This is a genomic window from Dyadobacter sp. 32 (assembly GCF_902506755.1).
Classification (GTDB): Bacteria; Bacteroidota; Bacteroidia; order Cytophagales; family Spirosomataceae; genus Dyadobacter.
Map to the genome: position 1 here is coordinate 6,237,145 of NZ_LR735258.1, position 15,621 is coordinate 6,252,765.

Sequence of the window (15,621 nt, forward strand, 5' to 3'; positions counted from 1 at the left end):
GACTGATAAGGCATGTGATGCAATTGCAAACTAATCCCTCCAGCCGAAAATATTCAATTGTAAATCCATAACATCATTTCCCCGGTACCGGTGATTGACGAAAGGGCGTAACCTGTGTTGGTTGGTATCTATAAAATATCGGAAACCATTCTCTTCAAAGACCCGGATTACATCCGCAAGGCCCTGCGTATTCCCTAAATAGGAGTGGAATTCAACAAATAGATTCCGGACATGGTTGAGGTCTGTCCGGCAATCATCGAGTACGGCGGTCTCAGCTCCTTCGATATCTATTTTAAGGAAATCTATTTGCGTTTCTGCGCGTAAATAATCTTTTAAACGGATCGACGGGACAAGTTTTTTTTGTGCAGTGGAATAAATCGACGAAGAATCCGAAGATTCGCTTCCAAACCATATTCCTTCTGAATCTTTCCAAACGGCTTTTGCTACGATTTGAACGCCTTCTATTTTATTAAACTTCAGGTTCGATTCAAGAATGGTGCTAATTTGCGGCTCTGCCTCAAATGCAATGATCCTTGCATTTGGGAATAATTCTTTGAAATACAAAACACTCATGCCCACATTGGCACCGCAATCCAAAATAACAGGATTATGGTGCTCAGTCGACTTAAATAGATAAAACTCGTCTACGAAAATCTCTTTATACTGCCAGATAAATGACATGGAATCAGGAACTTGCAATTGGTATTTTCCAAAACTGACTTTTGTAGTTTCATGGCGTTTAGCATCTCCGTATTTGACCAGAAGTTTCATGAATTCTCGGTCACGATGGGTTTTTAATGCCTGAAATGGTTCTTTGAGCAAGTATCGGAGCCAGTACATCCTGTTAAATATAAACGGGGAAGAATAAAATTATGTTACGAATATAGGGTAAAGATAACACCTGCCCTTAAAATTACTTCCTTATGCGTACTTTTGCCGAAAGTATCTCAATAGCCTCGGTGCATGCGTGTTTGTTTTGTAATGGCAGGTTTGCCGCATTATTTTACCCTGATCTTAAATAAGATGGTTTCGGACTACGGTACCGAAGTCGTGTTGATAAAACCTAGCCAGAAGAGTAAGGCGGTGGGTTCAGGGGTAAAGGAAGATTCCTCCAATATCAAATTCAGACTGGTGGAATTAGCTGAATACAAAACGTGGTATGGAAAGGCTTTTTTTAAAGACCTGATTCCGGCACTGCAAGAGATCAAGCCTGATATTATTGTGATGTCGGCCTGGCCCTATTTTCTTCAGCTGATATTGAACCCTTTTTTTTATAGAAGATTGCGCCGTGTAGGTGCCAAATTGATTTGTCGCGACATACCGTTCAATATTTCGTATTGGGGGAAAAGTAAAGAATACTATTATTCAGGCCATAACTTAACGGAGGATCTCAATACGAACGGAAAAACCCTGATCGGTTACCTCTATTTTTGGCTTATCACGTGTATCAGGCGAATGTACCTCCCGTTGGCCGATGCACACATAAATTACTTCGATGAGGCCCGGCTTATTACAGGAAGTTACGGTGTCCCACAGGAGAAGATATTCATTGCGGCAAATTCGCCTGATACGGATGAGTTGCTAAGCGCTTATGAAAACGTAATGAAGCAACCTGACATACTGCCATCAAATCCGAATCGTCTGATTCACGTGGGGCGTCTGGTGAAATGGAAGCGGGTCGATATGCTGATTCAGTCCGTTAAAGATCTTAAAGATGAATTAAGCGACATTGAGTTGGTCATTGTAGGTTTCGGCCCGGAAGAAGAATCTTTGAAAGAGCTAACAGAAAGGCTGAATTTGTCAAATGATGTGCGCTTCGTGGGAGGTGTTTATGATTCACTTACTTTGGGACGGTACCTGCACAATTCTTCGGTGTATGTTTTAGGAGGAATGGGTGGCCTATCCATCAACGATGCAATGTGTTTTGCGAAACCCGTCATTTGTTCCGTTGCGGATGGTACTGAGAAACGGCTCGTGCAAGACGGTTATAATGGCTATTATTTTGAAAACGGAGACCAGAAGAGCCTGAATTCTACAATCAGAAAGCTTTTGAAGGATCCGGATAAAATTAAAATATTTGGAGATAACTCCTTAAAAACCATAAAAGAAAAAGTAAACATTCATACTGTTTTACGAGAGTATGATGCGGCATTTCGGTACGTGTTACAACACTGATTCGTCCAGGTTAAGTTTACAGAGGAAAACTTCTTGTTGGAAGTGATACCCATTTTAATTTGTAGGAAAATCGTTTTAGCTAAAACAATGAAAATACTTAGCATAGTAGGCGCCCGCCCCAATTTCATGAAAGTGGCTCCGCTGCACCGGGCGTTTTTGAATTATCCCGATATCGAGTCCAAAATTATTCATACAGGACAGCATTACGATGCGAAAATGTCTGATGTGTTTTTCAATCAACTCGAACTACCCAAGCCCGACTATTTTTTGGGTGTTGGGGGCGGATCTCACACCCAACAGACCGCCAAAATCATGATTGAGTTTGAACAGGTTATGAAGGCTGAAAAGCCAGATATCGTTTTGGTAGTGGGCGATGTAAATTCTACCATTGCCTGTGCTATGGTGGCCGTAAAAGAGCACATTCCTGTAGTTCATGTAGAAGCGGGGCTGAGAAGCGGGGACAGAAGGATGCCGGAAGAAATCAATCGAATCATGACGGACTGCATCTCTGATCAGCTTTTTGTGACTGAAATTGCAGGAATGAATAATCTTAAACGTGAAAGCATTGCGGATGAAAAAGTACATTTTGTGGGTAACGTGATGATCGACTCTCTGGTGTACTATCGGGAAAAGGCATCTCGCCTTACTTTGCTGGACGAAATGGGCCTGAAGCCTAAATCTTATGTTCTTATGACCATGCACCGTCCCAGCAATGTGGATAGTGAGGAAGGGTTGAAAAACATACTCACGATCATTAAAAATACTACAGTCCGCAAAACGGTATTATTTCCGGTGCATCCGAGAACGCTGAAAAACATGGAAACGTTTGGGTTGCTGGATGAGCTCAGAAGCCTGTCGGATGTGATTATACTGGAGCCGCAAGGGTATCTTGAATTTCTATATCTGATGGAGAATGCGGAGATCATCATTACCGATTCCGGTGGAATTCAGGAAGAAACTACTTATCTCAAAGTACCGTGTCTTACGTTTCGTGAGAGCACAGAGCGACCGGTAACCGTTGAGGTTGGAACAAATTATTTGCTCAGTGACCTTAATCCGGAATCTGTGCGTGAGCTGGTGAGCAAAATACTTGACGGTGGTGCAAAAGAGGGCCATATTCCTGATTTTTGGGATGGACACGCGGCAGAGAGAATTGTCGACATACTTCGTGAGAAATACTTAGTGAATCAGGAGCAATAGTATGCCAGGAGTAGGGCGAATTGGAAAGATTATAAATCGATTATTGTGGGAATAGTTGTTCGGCAAAGCCTTAAGGCAGGACTAGGTTCATATATTGGGGTGGGGATTGGGATCGTCAATCAAATGTACATCTCTACCGAATTTCTCTCTGTGGAGCAGCTTTCGGTATCCCGCCTTTTGGTAGAGAATAGCATCCTGTTTGCCGCTTTCGCTCAGTTGGGGACGCCAATTATAGCCAACAAGTTTTTTGGGAAGTTTCGGGATGATAAGGCAGGTCACCACGGAATTCTGCCATTCATGCTATTTTTGCCTTTTGTTGGTGGGCTGGTTTTCAGTGCTCTTTACTGGGCATGCTCCGATGCCATCCAATCCTATTTTTCCGGCGAGTCACCCATGTTGGTGAAGTATCATTTTCTGGTTATCCCGCTCACCATTTTTTGGATTTATATTTCTGTTCTGGAATCGTATTGTCAGAATAACGCACGGATTGCCATTCCCAGTTTTGTACGTGACGTGTATCTGAAATTAGCCAATGTTCTCCTGATCGTTATTTTTGGGGTTGGTTGGATCAGTTTTGATCTGCTGCAATATTTGGTTGTTGCTTCATACGGCCTGGCGGTTGTAGTTTTGATATTGTATATTAAAAAACTCGGTAAGTGGTACTGGCGATTTCCCGATCGATCTATTCTCACAAGACCCTTGTTTCGTGAGATGCTGGCCTATGGTGGATTTACCATATTGGGTGGGTTGGGTGTAAACCTGATGCTCTTTATCGACAGAACGATGCTCGCCGGTGAGCGTGGATTAGTCCAGGCAGGTATTTTTATTATTGCCGCCTACATCGCCGGAATCATCGAAATCCCGAGAAAGGCCATTGCACAGATTTCGGTCCCTTTAATTTCAACCGCCCTGGCAAATGGAGATTATGTGCATTTAAGAACCATGAATCAAAAGTCGGCTCTCAATCAGCTCATTGCAGGAGGACTCTTTTTTATGCTGATTTGGGCAAGTATCGACGATATATTTTTTCTCATTCCCAAAGGGCAGACTTATGGTGAGGGTAAATATGTCGTGCTTTTCCTGGCGATTGTGAAGGTTTTCGATATCGCCACCGGGCTCAACAGTGAGATCATCCTGTATTCCAGGTGGTTCAAGTTTGCAACAGCTTTTATAGTAGGAACTGCCTTGGTAGGGTTTCTTCTCAATTTGTGGCTGATACCGCTATATGGCTTTACAGGGGCAGCTATCGCCACAGCGCTTACTACCTTGTTATATTCTGTGTCGAGAATGACATTTGTGTGGTTGAAGTTCAATATCCTTCCGTTCACTTTTAAGACGGCTCAGGTGTTGATGATCTTACTTGTTATCTATGGAATATCACTTGCCACTCCTGCTTACGCACGTACTATTGTGTCGGCAATGGCTATGATTGCGCTTCGGTCTGTCATAATCGTTTTATTATTGGCCGTTTTGATTCTGCATTTCCGGGTTTCAGAGGATATTACTGCGTTGGTTGATGGATTGAAGAAACGATGGCTGAGGTCTAATTGATAGGTCAGATCAAATCATTTCGGAGTTTTATTTTTCTGGCCGACTGAATCCGTTGCTCAACGAAAGGCAGGTCACGTACATAAATCGTGTTTTCGGGATTGGTTGCAGTTATTTCGGTCAGCTTTCGCTCTTTTGGATGATAATTGTATGGTATAAAGTTCAGGCTCAGGAGCTTGTCATGAATGTAATTCTGGCCGAACTCATATTGATCCGAGAGCCCGTTGGTTTCCATGATAATTACTTTGAGTTCCGGCCTTTCCAATGTCTGCGAAGCGCCATTGATAACATTGGCCTCAAATCCTTCCACGTCAATTTTAAGTAAACTAATACCCTTGCCGATCAGTAAATTATCCAATGAATTGACCGGTACACTTGTTGTTTTTCCTGAGTACTGAGACTCATGAATTACATGGTTAACAGCATCCAGCGAATCGGAAAAGGTCAGCGTTTCCTCCTTGTCTCCCACGCCAAGATTAAAGAGTTCTGTACAGTTTTGTAGATTATTGAAAACAATATTTCGTTTCAGGCCGGCAAAAGTGGAAGGTATTGGTTCAAATGCCAGCGAGGTTGCCCCGGTGATTCCGGACGCCAGCACGGAGTATACACCAATGTTGGCACCAACATCGACAAATGTGTCTTCCGGCCTGAGAAAATGCATGACGAAAAGCATTTCATTGGTATCATAAAGGCCTGTGTATACCTGCAATTCCGCACTGGACATGCCTTTGTTAACCACGAGAGATGTATGCTCAATAAATGGGTAAACGATCGGGTGTTTATGCAATCTTATCACCACACCTCTTTTGAAAAAAGTAAGTAGGGTGCTTATGGGACGGTTTTTATTTAACGGATGACCTAATATAGTCTTGATAGTCTTTATTTTCATTGTTGTTTGCTTAAAGGCACAGCATCTACTTCTGTTGGATTATTTGGCTTTCACTAACGAGACTGGCTCGAGAAAGTCGTCAAGCCGTAAATTTGATCGCGAATGTAGTATATTTGCACCCCGGTACAAAATTAGGGGCCACCCGATATCACATGGACGCCTCAAATATTGAAGGTCAGTGCTTTAAAAAGGAAGCTAATTGATTCGATAATGATCCCTTTTATTAAAAATATTATTTGGCGTATGCTTAATGTAGTTGGGCTGGGAGGGATTTTCCAGCTATCTCTGCGTAGTGCCTTAAAGGAATATGGATGGTTTCGAAGCTTTGCCACCAGGCAATCTGTGGATGCTTCAGGAATTCCTTTGCCATGGTACACCTACTCTTTCATCTTTTTTCTTGATCCCCGTTTGAAGGATCATTTTGTAGTCTTCGAGTACGGTTCTGGTAATTCTACATGCTGGTATGGGTCCCGCGTTAAACGAATCATTGCAGTGGAGCATGATTTTCAGTGGGTTAGTCAAATAACTCCAAGACTTCCCTCCAACTCCGAGGTACTTCCCCGGAAAATTGGTAACGATTACATTCAGGCAGTTAAAGAGAAAAATGAGCAATTTCACATTATCGTTGTTGACGGTAGAAATCGGGTAAAATGTGCCACTATTGCCGTTGATTTTTTAACCCCCGATGGTGTGCTCATTCTTGACAATTCTGAAAGACATTGGTATCAGCCGGCGAAAGCGTTGTTGGCTGAGCGCGGATTCAAAAGTATAGATTTCAGGGGAATGTTGCCAATCGTAGGTCACGAGTCCTGTTCCACGGTCTTTTATCGCGAGCACAACTGCCTAGGTATCTAGCGTTTTTTGCCACGTGATTTTCAGAGATGGTTTTGCACCCATGTTTTCCTTAAACCGAATCAGTGAAGGTTTTTCTATGCCATGATGATCCAGAGAAATGCCCAGGTCAAGGATTCTGATCCTATCCGATTGACAATACTTATAGATTCCCTCAAGCAGGGCAACCATCGGGCTGTACGAGCGGTACTCGGGGCGATCTGCTACCAGAAAGTTGTAGAGTATACCCCTATTTACTCTGACTGTGACGGCAATTGCAATAATTCGGTTATGATCATTTACAGAGAAGACTTTAACGTCATCGGGAAATGTTGAAAACAGAATTTTAAGTTCTTCCAGGCTAATCGACAATGAATATCCAAGGTGATTTTTCATGGTGCTTACAAACCCGTAAACCCCAGAGACATTTATGGCGGGTATTGGAATTGTGATAAATCCCGCTTTTCGACACTTCTTCAATCTCCTGCGTTCCGCGGATGTAATTATATCTTCGAATGGTGTGTTCGAAACGGTTATATCATGGTTCTTTGCAATGTCTTTTGGTTCGTAATTTGATCGATTGTAGCATTCATATAGTTTGAGGTATTCGGAAATGTCATAGTTTTCAGGCGCTGTTTTTATAATAATTTTTTTTCCGCCATTATTTTTTACGAAATTCTCGACACAGCTTAGTAGAAATATTACTTCACGTGAGCTGCAAAGTTCATGTGTTTGAACGCCTCCGAAAGGTGCCTTGGCCGGAGATATCCAGTCGGTAGAATCACCCCCTCTCAAATATATATACGCCATGGGCTCTTTTGTTTTTTGTTTATATACTAGGAAGTAGTATATTATATCTCTGCTTTGAATTTGTATATGTTTGATATTCAGGTATATGTAGAATTTTTGACTAACGGGGAGATTAGTCGCTTCCCTAAAATAAAGATGAACTGTTAGGCCGGCATCGTACCATATGAAGTCCGGGTTTGTAGTAATGAGGTTATCCCAATTCATTCGTTTTGAAGGTTGAATCCTGATGATTAGATTGCCAAGGCATTGAAATAATTAACCGGACATTATTTTGCTTATAGTCAATTAGATTATCCTAATTTGTGTCTTTATATTTATTTCCGTTAATTTGATTACTCAAAGTGTTAGGAATAGTCACTTTCGACCGTTTTTGGCACAGGTCATATCTCTTTTTGGTGACGTAGAGTGCTATCTCAGGATCGCTTATTCCAACATGGTTGTATGATTTTAGTCACGAAATATTTCAATTAAATCCTTCATGAAGCACATACTAATTGCCGAAGATCACGCGGTGGTAAGAATTGGTACCAAACACCTCCTTAAGTCATTGATTCCCGAATCTATCATTTCTGACGTTGACGATTTTGATAAAATAGTTCAGGAATTGCAGGCCAAGTCATTTGATCTCCTGATACTTGACATAAATATACCTGGAGGTAACAATACAAAGATGGTCGAGGCGATTCGAAACATCTCTCCTGGTATTCGTATTCTGGTATTTTCCAGCTATGACGAGCAACAATATGGTCTACTGTATTTGCAGGCCGGAGCAGATGGGTACTTGTCCAAAGAGGCTCCCGAGGAGGAGTTTAAGTCTGCAGTGCTGAGCGTACTGGATAATAAAAAGTACATGAGCCAGGATATGCAGCAACTCAATATTAACCGTCTTATCAATCCAAAAGAATATTTGCCAGATCCGGTCGTGACGCTTTCTCCCAGAGAAACAGATGTACTGAACTTATTGAAGGAAGGCTTGGGTACTGCGAAAATTGCCGAGAAACTGAATTTGCAATTGTCGACAGTAAGTACCTACAAAGCAAGGATATTCGAAAAGCTGGGTGTTAAAAACATCGTCGAGTTGATCACCAAATTAAAATAGTATAGTTTAAAGCACGACCAGGGTTGGAACTATCAAATAGATTCCAACCTTTTTTTTTGAAGTGAAAATGCGTAATTCGAAAATTCGGAAACTGGGTGTGGAGGAGATGGGCCGGTTGTCTATGGACGAATTCAGAAACTCTGATAAATTTCCACTCGTAATCGTACTGGATAATATCAGGAGCCTTAATAATATTGGGTCTTTTTTTAGGACAGCAGATGCCTTTCGGGTTGAAAAAATTGTTCTTTGTGGCTACACGCAACATCCGCCACACCGCGAGATTTCCCGAAGCGCCTTAGGTGCAGAGATGTCCGTTCTATGGGAGAAGGAGGAAACAGCGTTGGGCGCGGTGACAAAGTTAAAAGACGCAGGCTATAAAGTGCTTGCTGTGGAGCAGGCGGAAGGGAGCACCATGCTCCAGGAATTTGATCATGTGCCAGGAAGTAAGTATGCTTTTGTGTTTGGGAATGAAATAGAAGGTGTCGCTGATGAGGTCATTGCTGTTGCTGACGGCTGTATTGAAATACCGCAGTTTGGTACCAAACATTCTTTTAATGTATCGGTATCAGCTGGAATCGTTCTATGGGATTTTGTTAGAAAAAACTTAACAGAAAAATAACACGATTTATTTTTTTATTGAATTAATTAAGCAGTATTTGCAGCGTTAAGACGAGTAGAAATGTTGGGTTTGTTTTTCGGTTAAATAGGCTAAAACAAATTTTATCGTTAGTACATTGTATCTCCAAACAGAAATTTATGAAATCCGCAACTAAAAAATTGACTGCCGAAATAGCGGGCACCATATCCGAAAAGCTTAATTCAATCTCGGACGGGTCAAAAAAAATAAAAAAATCCATTGAGAAGGCTGCTGCAAAACTTGCCAGGAAGGTTTCGAAGTTTGAGAAGGAAAATTTGAAGAAGAAGGCTAAGGAGGCGAAACATGCTGAAAAAAAGGAAAAGGGCAAGAAGGGAAAGGAAAAAGCTAAAAAAGTAGCGTCATTGGTAGAAGCGGCTTCGAAGCCAACCACTGCGGTACCTCCAGTGAAAACTGTTACCGCTAAGCCTGCGATGAAACAGGCAGCCTCTGTCGCGAAAGTGGTGACAAAAAAAACTACGGTAGATAAAACAACATCGGAGGACATCAAGTAATCATTTGTCCGGTTCGTTCATTTTGATAAGAGGCTCAATGCGGGTTTGCATTGAGCCTCTTATATTTTAAGAGAAACGTTACCAGATAAGCAGATTTTCGTCTATAGCACGCCTATTAATTTGCTTTTCTGATATACCCTAATCATGCGCAACGCTGTATTCAGAATCCTTCTTGCACTGTTGAGTATTGACTATTGCGTATTAGCCCAATCGTTCAATGAAGTGCTCATTACTGAAATCATGTCCGATCCATCACCGGCAGTTGCCCTGCCTGAGGTGGAGTATTTAGAGCTCTACAACCGAACGGAGAAAACCATTTCTTTAAAAGGCTGGAAACTCACAATGGGGGCTCGATCTGCCAGGCTTCCAGACTCACTGATCAGGGCCCATTCTTATATTTTGCTTTGTGAAAGAAGTAATGTTACTGCCTTGTCGGAATATGGAACAGTTATAGGTTTGAGTACTTTTGGTTTGCCCAATGAGGGGGCTGCCTTGGCCCTGTATAATGCCAAAAATCAACTTGTGTATTCCATTTCCTATACCGACACCTGGTGGCCACCAGCATGGAGAAACGGCGGATATGCCCTTGAAATGCTGGATGTAGATAATCCTTGTGGAGAGAGAGCTAACTGGATGGTTTCGTCGGATACACGAGGAGGGAGTCCCAATCAAGTGAACAGTGTTACCCGGAGAAACGTGGATGAAAGTCCCCCTCTTTTGGAGCGAATTGAAGTTCCTGGAAACAGTGAACTTGTTATGCATTTTAACAAGCGCCTGGATAGCCTCAGTGCTTCAAAGGGTGCGGAAATTACGATCAGTGGACGTGTGATCCGGAAAAGAATGGTCTCTATGCCCGATTGCAGACGACTCGCAATCCATCTGGATTCTCCGCTTTTGAAGGGACAGCATTACGAGTTACATATCCAGAACCTTGCCGACTGCTCGGGGAATTTGCTTCGGAGTCACTCCGTCCCTTTTGGCTTACCCGTTGAAGCTGATTCGGGTGATGTTGTCATCAATGAGATATTGTTTAATCCTCGTGCTGGTGGAGTGGATTTTGTGGAGATTTACAACAGGTCTCCTCGATATGTGTCCCTGGCGAATTGGGGGTTGAAGAACACGCTGAATGGTAGCGGCGATTTAGCAAAAATTATCACACAGGATAAGGTGGTTTTGCCACCAAACGGTTTTTTGGCATTGTCAGTAGATGCAGATATTATTAAGGGAAGTTATCCTGCGGACAAATCTCGATCGCTGTTGAGCGTTCCGTCTATGCCTGGATTTTCTAATGACGAAGGTGAAGTCGTGCTGCAAAACAGTGTCGGTGCGGTTATGGATCGTGTCCGCTATGCTGAAAAAATGCACCATCCATTGATCAGCGATACGAAAGGGGTTTCGCTTGAAAGGGTGGATTCGGGTCGGCAGTCATGGGAACCAACCAATTGGCATTCGGCAGCCGGCACGGTTGGCTATGCCACACCTGGCTATGCCAACTCACAGTCCCTGCAATTCGCAGAGCAGGATGAATTCTATGTAGAGCCTGAAGCGTTTTCGCCGGGCCTGAACGGTGCAGATGCAGTGGCTGAAATCAAATACCGCCAACAAGCCGCCGGTCGTATGACCACCATTCAGGTCTTCAATTTGAATGGATTTCTGGTAAAGAACATTATTAGAAACCAGCTTGTTGGAACCGCCGGCAAATTAACCTGGGACGGCACAAATCATGAGGGCAAGGTGGTTAAGACGGGCTATTACCTGATACTGATTGATACTTTCGACCTGAACGGTAACAAGAAGCAGTTCAAAAAAAAGGTTGTCGTAGCCTCACACTGACTGGTTCTGGTGTTTTTCGATTCCTATGGTTGCAAGCATTCTTCCGGTTGTTCCTTTTTCGAGTCTGTACGAAAAGTAGTCTTCATTATTCAGTACGGTGGAGTACGGCGAAATCTCAATGTTTGTTTTCTGCAATCCGGCTAATTTTAGCTGATCCCTGTTGGCAGCCTTTAGATCTATAAAAAACTTGCCAACGAGAGGATCCCATCGTTTGTGTGAAGATTCAAATTTTTCTGCTACTTCTTCATCCACCTCAAAAGAGCTTTCGTCAATGCATGTGCCAATATATGCCAGGCAATCTGCTGGAGTTGTTGCATATTCCTTCTGCATGGCTTCAATGGTTTTAAGCACGATGTGTTGCACCGTTCCCCTCCACCCGGCATGAACCGCAGCCACGGCTCCTTTAACGGGGTCCAGAATTAGTATGGGCGTGCAATCTGCAATGGTTACCGCGAGTTGAACACCGCGAATATGGGTAATCATCGCATCGTAGCCCTCATACCGCCCAGGCTGCTTTACGGTCAGTATTTCAGCCCCATGGACCTGGTGTGATTTGGCTACATCGTTGAAGTCGATTCCCAGCGCTCCAAAAAAACGATGGTTGTTTTCCATAACGTTTTCTTGTTGGTCCTGGGTAGAGCCTCCCAAATTGAGCGAGGCGTAAGGTGCCCGACTCACACCCCCATGGCGCCTGCTTTCGGCGGCGATTACAAATGGGAATCGCTCGAAAATGGCAGGTTTATGAAGAAGTGAAGGCGGCATTTCAACTTTCTGATTTGGTTTCATTGAAAAAATATTTTTCAAAATTAGTCTTTCAACACAAGAACGGCACAGGAATAACTGCTTTTTTGAGGTCTCATTATTTCTTTTTGTTCTCTGTAATGCAATAGATGATCGGCTCACGAAGTCGGTTGGTCAAGGGCGCGCTCCGTGGAGAGATTGTTGTTAACAGAATAAAATGAATTAAATTTGTCTGTTCTGGGAAGAACGTAATAACCTTGAAATTATAAGTATGGTCAAAGTGAGTGTCTGCGTTGTTACCTACAACCATGAAAAATTTGTAGCGCAAGCGCTGGATTCAATATTAATGCAACAGACTACTTTCCCATTTGAGATTATTGTAGGTGATGATTGTTCAAAAGACAATACAGTTGGCGTTTTAAAAGAATATCAAAGTCGTTTTCCCGATAAGATCAGACTGATTTTACATGATCAGAATTTGGGTTTGAATGGTAAGTATAATGCCTTGTCTACTTTTGCAGCGGCAAAGGGAGAATACACCGCCCAGTTTGATGGAGACGATTATTTGTTATCCCCTCATAAGCTGCAGAAACAGGTAGAAATGCTTGACGCCAACCCGCATTATGCAGCATCATATCATAATGCCAGGGTGATTTTTGATGACAACTCGGCCCCGCCTTATTTGGTTAACACCCTCAAAAAGCCGGAAATATATTTGGAGGATTTGATTCAGGAAGAAGAGTTGTGCTACATAGCTACTTCTAGTCTCATGTTCCGGACAAAAGATTTTGCGGCAAATCCTGATCCGGAGTGGACAAACCTCTCCACAAGTGGAGATATTCCAAGAAACATCATGCTGGCCAGCCGTGGTCCCATCGGATACATCGATGAAGTGATGTCCGTGTATCGAAAAAACAGAGGAGGAGCTAGTTTTGTGGACAACCACGAAAGTGCCGACTTTCTTTTTAATCGCATTCAGCTGTATTCCAACATCAACAGGCAGTTTGCTTATAAATATGACAATACGCTTCGTAAGCTATTGGCAACCTATTATTACAAATTACTTTTTTCGAAACAATTCAAGGACACTTATTGGCCAAGGCTGAAGTTCGCTGTGAGGTACTTGTCGTGGGGGCAGCCTTCCGAAGCGCGGAGGAAAGAGGTCATTCGTGATTTTGTGGTACCTACGGCCCTGATGCGTGTTTATAGCTTCTTCGCGCTTACTTTGTATAAAATCAAAGCCAAAACACTGGGGTAATCCGTTATCATAAAAAAGTCCTTGTCTTTCCGACGAGGACTTTTTTTTACATTGAATTACGTTCCGATTTTTTTATAGCAGCTTTTCTCTGGGCGGTACTGCTCCTTTTAGCCGGATGTAAACGGTTGTTTGCCCCCGGTGATGTGTTTGATGTTCAAATGCCTTTTCAAACGCAACGCCCGAGGTCATGGCAAAACCAAATACTTTAACATCTTTCGACAGATCTGCGTCGGAGGTTCCTTTCAGAGACGTTATGACAAAGTCATAGCTGTCCATTACTGCCTTGGTGATCGCCGCTTTTGACTGATCGGCCATTTTTTCGACAGATTCGGTAGTAGGTTTGGCTTTGCCCGTAGCACTTGCAACGAAGGCATAATTGGCATCGGCAAGATGGCCCATTTGCTGCGCGAAGGATCGCATTTCCGGTGTAGGTTTTAGACTATATCCATCGTCCGGCATCACATCCAGATATTCTTTTGTGTAAACTTTTGCTCGTTCCCAATTGGCTGCTTCTTTTGCAGTTATAACTTGAGCAAACAGTGCCCCTGATGCTAGCAACATGGCACAAATGGTAAATAAAATTTTCATTGAATTGATCGTTTAGATAGTTATACATGAAAACTGCTCAAAAGGTAGCGTTAAGAAACGTGATATTCAATGGGTGGAGCAGTGATATTTACATGGGGCGCGTTGCATATGCTTGTTCAAAATCAAATAACAGGTTGCTACTTTTGATAAAAATGTCATGGTGGGGTAATATGCTGGCTTATTTATTTTAGATTACCCACAGATAGTAAGAAACCTTAATACGATAATATGCTTGAAACTTCCGAAGAGAGAACCCGAAAATACCTGGACCTGGGCCACACAGAAGCTGAGAATCATGCAAAAACACAGCAGGAATTATACGAAAAACGGGTCAAAGAGAATTCGAATGTCACAAATGTTATCTCGGAATTTTTTAAGACAAATCTCCTGGGCTTTACCTGGCACTACCTTAAAAGTCGGCTGGGCCCGCGTCACGCTTATCAGTCGTATCCACGGAATGGTGATTCAGGGATTTATCCGATGCAATCGTCTATGTCGTCTCGGGTTGGGATAGATATTTCCTTGCTTTCCGATTGGGCAAGCGACACCTTTGAATCCGATTCTGTGGCCCATTTGGTGGCAAGGCACGCGCCGGACTACACCATTCATTTGGGTGATGTCTACTTTGTGGGCGCACCAAAGGAGATAGAAGCCAATTTTACCGCGCCTTATGCATCCTGGTACTACGGAGCATCGGGAAGTCTTGTGCTTGCGGGAAATCACGAAATGTACTCGAATGGCAACGCTTTTTTTCAACATCTGTTGCCTGCTATGTACGCAAAAGTAGGAGAGGTGAAGAAAACGCAGCAAGCTGGTTTTTTTTGCCTTGAAAATGAACATTGGCGAATTATTGGACTTGATACAGGATACACCTCCGTCGAGCGTCCCTTTCTGGAAGTGCTCTCTCCACCCGATTGCCATTTAAGGAAAGAGCAGGTCGACTGGCTTAAAGACGTTGTGCGATTAGGAGATCCTGATGATAAACGCGGACTGGTATTTTTGAGCCATCATCCTTATATCTCATCATTTCGCGAGGATTATACCAAGCCAGGCGAACAAATTAAGGAGCTAATGGGTGCGAACCAGAGAGAAATTATCTGGTTTTGGGGACATGATCACAGGCTCGTCGCCTACAAGCCTGCGGCCAATAAAAACGGCCCGTTTACCTACGGACGCTGTTTGGGTCATGGAGGTTTACCCGTTGAGGTGAAAATGCCGGAAAGTCAGCCGGATAAAGATAAAATTCTTTTTTACGACAGACGGGTGCGGACAGTAATCCGACGCCACCGGCTTGGGTACAATGGTTTTGTGAATCTGAACATTCATAACGAAAGGCTGACTGCTACCTATCGCGATCTGCATGATACGGTTGTGCTTGAAGAAGCGTGGGTAGTCGACAAACAAAGTGGCCAGCTCGGATGGGAAGTCAACCATGTGATTCCCGAGCTGGCCATTGAGCCTTAGTGTCTTAAAATTGCAGAATTATTTCAATTGCAGAAA

The 15,621-nt window shown here is 43.1% G+C and carries 15 protein-coding genes; 10 read left to right on the top strand and 5 right to left on the bottom strand.

What is annotated here, in order from left to right; genetic code table 11:
- Positions 1-30: 30 nt before the first annotated feature.
- Positions 31-771 carry an FkbM family methyltransferase gene (locus DYADSP32_RS25545; protein WP_414618054.1) on the bottom strand — a complete coding sequence of 247 codons (741 nt, stop codon included), beginning with the start codon at positions 769-771 and terminating at the stop codon, positions 31-33.
- Between the two features lie 192 nt (positions 772-963).
- On the opposite strand from DYADSP32_RS25545, the gene DYADSP32_RS25550 reads away from it, so the two are divergent.
- From DYADSP32_RS25550 to DYADSP32_RS25560, 3 genes are all read left to right on the top strand, one after another.
- Complete coding sequence (locus DYADSP32_RS25550; RefSeq protein ID WP_149240106.1) at positions 964-2,175, top strand: glycosyltransferase family 4 protein; 1,212 nt, start codon at positions 964-966, stop codon at positions 2,173-2,175.
- Positions 2,176-2,262: 87 nt separating this feature from the next.
- Positions 2,263-3,375, top strand: a complete 1,113-nt coding sequence (gene wecB / locus DYADSP32_RS25555; protein ID WP_149240105.1) for a non-hydrolyzing UDP-N-acetylglucosamine 2-epimerase — start codon at positions 2,263-2,265, stop codon at positions 3,373-3,375.
- A gap of 45 nt (positions 3,376-3,420) precedes the next feature.
- A complete protein-coding gene (locus tag DYADSP32_RS25560; RefSeq protein WP_414618055.1) occupies positions 3,421-4,926 on the top strand; it encodes a lipopolysaccharide biosynthesis protein in 1,506 nt (501 codons plus the stop codon).
- Positions 4,927-4,930: 4 nt separating this feature from the next.
- On the opposite strand, the gene DYADSP32_RS25565 is transcribed toward DYADSP32_RS25560, so the two are convergent.
- Positions 4,931-5,812, bottom strand: a complete 882-nt coding sequence (locus tag DYADSP32_RS25565) for an FkbM family methyltransferase (RefSeq protein WP_149240104.1) — start codon at positions 5,810-5,812, stop codon at positions 4,931-4,933.
- 243 nt (positions 5,813-6,055) lie between these two features.
- Here DYADSP32_RS25565 and DYADSP32_RS25570 point away from each other — a divergent pair, with 243 nt between their 5' ends.
- Positions 6,056-6,667, top strand: a complete 612-nt coding sequence (locus DYADSP32_RS25570) for an FkbM family methyltransferase (RefSeq protein WP_414618056.1) — start codon at positions 6,056-6,058, stop codon at positions 6,665-6,667.
- On the opposite strand, the gene DYADSP32_RS25575 is transcribed toward DYADSP32_RS25570, so the two are convergent.
- The gene (locus DYADSP32_RS25575) at positions 6,656-7,657 is read right to left on the bottom strand and encodes a GNAT family N-acetyltransferase (RefSeq protein ID WP_149240102.1); all 1,002 of its coding nucleotides are present in this window, start codon (positions 7,655-7,657) and stop codon (positions 6,656-6,658) included. The two genes, DYADSP32_RS25570 and DYADSP32_RS25575, sit on opposite strands and share 12 nt — an antisense overlap.
- Before the next feature lie 274 nt (positions 7,658-7,931).
- On the opposite strand from DYADSP32_RS25575, the gene DYADSP32_RS25580 reads away from it, so the two are divergent.
- The 4 genes from DYADSP32_RS25580 to DYADSP32_RS25595 all read left to right on the top strand — a co-directional run bounded on the left by DYADSP32_RS25580 (position 7,932) and on the right by DYADSP32_RS25595 (position 11,534).
- Positions 7,932-8,552 (top strand): response regulator transcription factor, encoded by a 621-nt coding sequence (locus DYADSP32_RS25580; RefSeq protein WP_149240101.1) that lies wholly within the window; start codon positions 7,932-7,934, stop codon positions 8,550-8,552.
- 67 nt (positions 8,553-8,619) lie between these two features.
- Positions 8,620-9,171, top strand: coding sequence for an RNA methyltransferase (locus DYADSP32_RS25585; protein ID WP_414618057.1), 552 nt, complete (start codon positions 8,620-8,622; stop codon positions 9,169-9,171).
- A 137-nt stretch (positions 9,172-9,308) separates the two neighbouring features.
- Positions 9,309-9,701 carry a histone H1/H5 family protein, HCT subfamily gene (locus DYADSP32_RS25590; RefSeq protein ID WP_414618058.1) on the top strand — a complete coding sequence of 131 codons (393 nt, stop codon included), beginning with the start codon at positions 9,309-9,311 and terminating at the stop codon, positions 9,699-9,701.
- Positions 9,702-9,845: 144 nt separating this feature from the next.
- On the top strand, positions 9,846-11,534 hold the full coding sequence (locus DYADSP32_RS25595; RefSeq protein WP_149240100.1) for a lamin tail domain-containing protein: 1,689 nt from the start codon (positions 9,846-9,848) through the stop codon (positions 11,532-11,534).
- Here the strand turns inward: DYADSP32_RS25595 and pgeF are convergent.
- Complete coding sequence (pgeF, locus tag DYADSP32_RS25600; RefSeq protein ID WP_414618059.1) at positions 11,526-12,320, bottom strand: peptidoglycan editing factor PgeF; 795 nt, start codon at positions 12,318-12,320, stop codon at positions 11,526-11,528. The two genes, DYADSP32_RS25595 and pgeF, sit on opposite strands and share 9 nt — an antisense overlap.
- A 226-nt stretch (positions 12,321-12,546) precedes the next feature.
- Here pgeF and DYADSP32_RS25605 point away from each other — a divergent pair, with 226 nt between their 5' ends.
- Positions 12,547-13,533: a glycosyltransferase family 2 protein gene (locus tag DYADSP32_RS25605; protein ID WP_149240099.1), complete on the top strand. Its 987-nt coding sequence runs from the start codon at positions 12,547-12,549 to the stop codon at positions 13,531-13,533.
- A 72-nt stretch (positions 13,534-13,605) separates the two neighbouring features.
- Here the strand turns inward: DYADSP32_RS25605 and DYADSP32_RS25610 are convergent, their stop codons facing one another.
- Positions 13,606-14,121: a DinB family protein gene (locus tag DYADSP32_RS25610; protein WP_149240098.1), complete on the bottom strand. Its 516-nt coding sequence runs from the start codon at positions 14,119-14,121 to the stop codon at positions 13,606-13,608.
- A gap of 228 nt (positions 14,122-14,349) precedes the next feature.
- Between DYADSP32_RS25610 and DYADSP32_RS25615 the strand changes: the two genes are divergently transcribed.
- Positions 14,350-15,585, top strand: coding sequence for a metallophosphoesterase (locus DYADSP32_RS25615; protein ID WP_149240097.1), 1,236 nt, complete (start codon positions 14,350-14,352; stop codon positions 15,583-15,585).
- Positions 15,586-15,621: the final 36 nt, after the last annotated feature.

Coding starts and splice junctions, on each gene's coding strand:
- DYADSP32_RS25615 (WP_149240097.1), top strand. CDS start 14,350: ATGCTTGAAACTTCCGAAGAGAGAACCCGAAAATACCTGGACCTGGGC.
- DYADSP32_RS25580 (WP_149240101.1), top strand. CDS start 7,932: ATGAAGCACATACTAATTGCCGAAGATCACGCGGTGGTAAGAATTGGT.
- DYADSP32_RS25605 (WP_149240099.1), top strand. CDS start 12,547: ATGGTCAAAGTGAGTGTCTGCGTTGTTACCTACAACCATGAAAAATTT.
- DYADSP32_RS25610 (WP_149240098.1), bottom strand. CDS start 14,121: ATGAAAATTTTATTTACCATTTGTGCCATGTTGCTAGCATCAGGGGCA.
- DYADSP32_RS25585 (WP_414618057.1), top strand. CDS start 8,620: ATGCGTAATTCGAAAATTCGGAAACTGGGTGTGGAGGAGATGGGCCGG.
- DYADSP32_RS25570 (WP_414618056.1), top strand. CDS start 6,056: ATGCTTAATGTAGTTGGGCTGGGAGGGATTTTCCAGCTATCTCTGCGT.
- DYADSP32_RS25590 (WP_414618058.1), top strand. CDS start 9,309: ATGAAATCCGCAACTAAAAAATTGACTGCCGAAATAGCGGGCACCATA.
- DYADSP32_RS25550 (WP_149240106.1), top strand. CDS start 964: ATGCGTGTTTGTTTTGTAATGGCAGGTTTGCCGCATTATTTTACCCTG.
- pgeF (WP_414618059.1), bottom strand. CDS start 12,320: ATGAAACCAAATCAGAAAGTTGAAATGCCGCCTTCACTTCTTCATAAA.
- DYADSP32_RS25545 (WP_414618054.1), bottom strand. CDS start 771: ATGAAACTTCTGGTCAAATACGGAGATGCTAAACGCCATGAAACTACA.
- DYADSP32_RS25595 (WP_149240100.1), top strand. CDS start 9,846: ATGCGCAACGCTGTATTCAGAATCCTTCTTGCACTGTTGAGTATTGAC.
- wecB (WP_149240105.1), top strand. CDS start 2,263: ATGAAAATACTTAGCATAGTAGGCGCCCGCCCCAATTTCATGAAAGTG.
- DYADSP32_RS25565 (WP_149240104.1), bottom strand. CDS start 5,812: ATGAAAATAAAGACTATCAAGACTATATTAGGTCATCCGTTAAATAAA.
- DYADSP32_RS25575 (WP_149240102.1), bottom strand. CDS start 7,657: ATGAATTGGGATAACCTCATTACTACAAACCCGGACTTCATATGGTAC.